At 75.7% G+C, this 4,131-nt stretch carries 3 protein-coding genes; all 3 read left to right on the forward strand.

Annotated features, from left to right (window positions below):
• Positions 1-740 (forward strand): chromate transporter (locus tag ACFW1A_RS39150; protein ID WP_380418230.1); only part of this gene is annotated, 740 nt, incomplete at its 5' end.
• Between the two features lie 170 nt (positions 741-910).
• Positions 911-1,585, forward strand: a complete 675-nt coding sequence (locus ACFW1A_RS39155) for a FadR/GntR family transcriptional regulator (RefSeq protein ID WP_380418232.1) — start codon at positions 911-913, stop codon at positions 1,583-1,585.
• Between the two features lie 243 nt (positions 1,586-1,828).
• On the forward strand, positions 1,829-4,131 hold a 2,303-nt coding region (locus tag ACFW1A_RS39160), incomplete at its 3' end, for an AAA family ATPase (protein ID WP_380418234.1).

Raw genomic sequence — 4,131 nt, forward strand, 5'->3', positions numbered from 1 at the left:
GGGCCGGGGCGGGGCGGGCGGCGCGGGGGCGGTGGCTCGCCTACCTGGCCGCGGGCGGCGCGGCCGCGGCGCTGGTCGGGCCGTGGCTGGTGCTGGTGCTGCTGCTCGCGGGGTTGCTGGAGAGCGGGCTGCGGAGCCGTCCGGCCCGCGCCGTCCGTCCGGGCCGGGTCGGTGCCGTGCCGCTCGCGCTCACCCGCTCGGCCGCGACCGGTGGGCTGCTCGCGCTCGCCTGGGTCGCCTTCAAGGTGGGGGCGCTGTCGTACGGGGGCGGGTTCGTGATCATCCCGCTGATGCAGGCGGACGCCGTGCACCACTACCACTGGATGACGGACGGTCAGTTCCTCAACGCCGTCGCGCTCGGCCAGGTCACCCCGGGGCCCGTGGTGCAGACCGTCTCGGTGGTCGGGTACGCGGCAGCCGGCGTCCCGGGCGGCCTGCTCGCGGCGGCGGTGGCCTTCGCCCCCTCGTTCCTGTTCGTGATCCTCGGCGGTCCCCGGTTCGACGCGATCCGTGCCAGCGCCCGGGTGCAGGGGTTCTTCACCGGTGCCGGCCCAGCCGTGATCGGCGCCATCGCCGGCTCCGCGATCCCGCTCGCCCTCGCCCTGCAGCACGGCTGGCAGTACGCCGTCCTGGCCGCCGCCGCGCTCTGGCTGCTGGCGGCGAAGCGCGGTGTGGTCAGCGCCCTGCTCGGTGCGGGGGCCCTGGGCGTGCTGGTCGCCCTGGCGGGCGGGGGCGCCTGAGGCGGGATCGGCGCTGCGCTGTCGGGCAGCCCCCGCCCGTGCCGAGCAAGCCGGTGGCCCGGACGCCCTGGATCCCGCGGGGCTGTGACGGGTGGGGCGGTGGTTGGTCCGGGGTGAGTCCGACGGGCCATACTTGGTCCAGACATCGGACTTGTGTGGGAGGCGCTGACGTGGCCGTCACGGACGAGGCCATCGAGAAGATCAAGTCGATGATCCTCTCCGGCCAGCTGAAGCCGGGTGACCGGCTGCCCAAGGAGCCGGTGCTGGCGGCGGAACTGGGGCTGTCGCGGAACTCGTTGCGCGAGGCGGTCAAGGCGCTGTCGCTGCTGAACGTGCTGGTGGTCCGGCAGGGGGACGGGACGTACGTCAGCAGCCTGGCCGCCCCGGACCTGCTGGAGACGCTCACCTTCATCGTCGACCTGCACCAGGACGAGTCGCTGCTGGAACTGTTCCAGGTCCGGGCGGTGCTGGAGTCGGCGGTGGCCGGGCTGGCCGCGCAGCGGATGACCGACGAGCAGGTGGCCGGCATGACCGAGCTGCTCGACGGGTTGAGTGCGGAGCCGACGGTCGAGGAACTGGTCGCCAACGACCTGGAGTTCCACCGCCGGATCGCGGCGGCGGCCGGCAACACCGTGATGGCCTCGCTGCTGGACTCGCTCTCCCAGCGCACCGCGCGGGCCCGGGTCTGGCGCGGGCTGACCCAGGAGGGCGCGGTGGAGCGGACGATGGCCGAGCACCGGGCGATCGTCGAGTCGCTGGCCCACCACGACGTGGCCACCGCGCAGGCCCGGGCGACGGCGCACATCGCGGGCGTCACGGACTGGCTGCGGCGGGCGGCCGGCTGAGCCGAGGGTCGGGCCGGTGCGGAGCCGGAGCGGCCGGGGAGGGGGCACGCGCGAGGGGCCGGTGATCGGATGTCCGGGGCGAAGACGGTGTCGTCGCCGCGTGAGATCTTGATCAAATATGGTGATTGCTGTTTGATGTGCCGATCGGAGCCGCTCAACCGCTCCCGACCGGGCGGATCGGTACGGCGTACCGTTGAGCCCACAACGGTGGCCGATCCCACGGGCAGGAACCAGGAGCCTGGCATGACGGCACTCGACCGGAGCGACGACCGGCGACCCGGGGGCGGACGCGGCTTCGCCTTCGCGGGCCGGGAACGGGAACTCGCCGCCGTCCTCGACGCACTCACCGCCCGCCCCGCGGTGGTGCTGGTCGAGGGCGAGGCGGGGATCGGCAAGTCCCGGCTGGTCGCCGAGGCCGCCACCAGGCTGCGCGCGGCGGGTGTCGCGGTCGCCGGCGGCGGTTGCCACCCGTTGCGCGAACCGCTCGCCTACGGACCGGTGATCGACGCCCTGCGCAAGCTCGGCGACCGCCTTCCCGCCGAGCGGAGCGCGATCGACCCGGCCGCCGGCGCGTTGACCCCGCTGCTGCCGGGCCTGGCCGACCGCCTGCCCTCCCCGCTGCCCGAGGACTCCGGCCCCGCCGCCCCGCGGTACCGCACCGCCGAGGGCGTGCGGGCCCTGCTGCGCGCGGTGGCCCCGGCCGTCCTGGTGGTGGAGGACGTGCACTGGGCCGACGAGGTGACCCGGGAGTTGCTGCTGCTCCTCGCCCAGGACCTGCCCGCCGACACCGCGCTGCTGCTCACCTACCGGTCCGAGGACCAGCGCGGCCCCCTGCTCGGCAGCGCCTTCCGTCGCCCGCCCGGCACCGGTGGCACCGATGTCGTGCTCACCCGGCTTGGCCCCGAGGCGCTCGCCCGGATCGCCCACTCGGCACTCGGGGCCGGGGCCACCCCCGCACTGGTGGGGGCCCTGTACGAACGCAGTGCGGGCCTGCCGCTGATCATCGAGGAGGACCTGATCACGCTGGCCGAGCCGGGCACCGCGGCCCGGCCCGACCTGCTCGGGGTGCCGCGCAGCCTGCGCGAGGTGCTCACCGAGCGGACCGGTCGGCTGTCCGCCGAGGGCGCCGCGCTGGTCAACGCCGCCGCGGTGCTGGCCGTGCCCGCCGGGGAGGACCTGCTGACCGCGGCCGCCGGTCTGACGGAGCAGCAGGGCGAGGCGGCCCTGCTGGAGGTGCTGGCGGCCTCGGTGCTGGTCGAGCACGGGCCGGACGCGTACGGCTTCTCGCACGCACTCGCCCGCCGGGCCGTCTACGACGACCTGCCCGGGCCCATCCGGACCCGCCTGCACCGCCGTGTCCTGCGCCTGCTGGGCGAGCGGCAGCCGCCGCCGCTCGTCCAGATCGCGCACCACACCCGCGCGCTCGGCGATCAGGAGGCCTGGCTGCCGCACGCGCAGGCCGCCGCCGACCAGGCGCTCGCGGTCGGCGACCTGGGGACGGCGGCGACGCTGCTGTGGCAGATCCTGGAGCACCCCGGGCTGTCGGCCGAGCGGTTGGGCCGCACGGCGCTGGTCCTGTCGAAGATCCTACGGGACGGCACCGTGCTGCTGGACGACGCCGAGTCGGTGCGCCGGCTGCTCGCCACCCCCGGGTTGCCCGCGGTCGCCCGCGGCGAGATCCGCTCGCACCTGGCCGAGGTGCTGATCAACAAGCTCGGCGACAGTGCGGGGTGGGCCGAACTGGAGCTGGCCGCGCAGGAACTGGAGGAGCAGAACCCGGCCAAGGCGGCCCGGATCCTGTCCAGCCTGGCGCTCTCCGACACCGGCGAGTCCACCGCCGCCGAGCAGCGGGTCTGGATGCGGCGCGCGATGGACGCGTTGAGCCGGATCACCGACCCGGCGGCCCGGGCGGTGGTGGGCGCCAACCACGTCACCTCGCTGGCGTGCGCCGCCGACCCCCGGGTGCCGGAGCTGCTCGCCGCGCTGCTGGCCGAGCCGCCCGGGGGCGCCGGGCAGGACCCCGGGGTGCTGCGCTCCAACGCGGTGGTCCTCTCCAACGTCGCCGAGGCCGCGTTCTGCGTCGGACTCGACCGGCGCGCGGCCGAGTTGAACGAGCAGGCGGTGGCGCACGGGCAGCGCGGGAACGTCCCGGTGCTGGTGATGTACTGCGAGGCCTACCGGCTGCTGTTCGGCTGGGCGGCCGGGCGCTGGGCCGACTGGGACCGGGAGTTGACGGCGTACCGGGCGCGGTACCCCGACAGCCCGCTGACCGACGGGACGCTGCTGGGCACGGCGCAGGGCATCACCGCCGCTGCGCGGGGCCGCTCGGCCCAGGCCGCCGCCTGCTTCGCGCGGGTGTGGGAAACGGACCGCAAGCAGATGCTCTCGGTCGGTGCGGCGGCCGGGCTGGCCCGGCTGCGGCTCGCCCGGGACGACGCGGACGGCGCGTGGCGGGCGGTGGGCGAGGCGCTGGCCGTGGTCGAGCGCAAGGAGAGCTGGCCGTACGCCCTGGGGGTGGTGCCGACGGCGGTGGAGACCCTGCTGCC

This window comes from Kitasatospora sp. NPDC058965 (assembly GCF_042741245.1).
Classification (GTDB): domain Bacteria; phylum Actinomycetota; class Actinomycetes; order Streptomycetales; family Streptomycetaceae; genus Kitasatospora.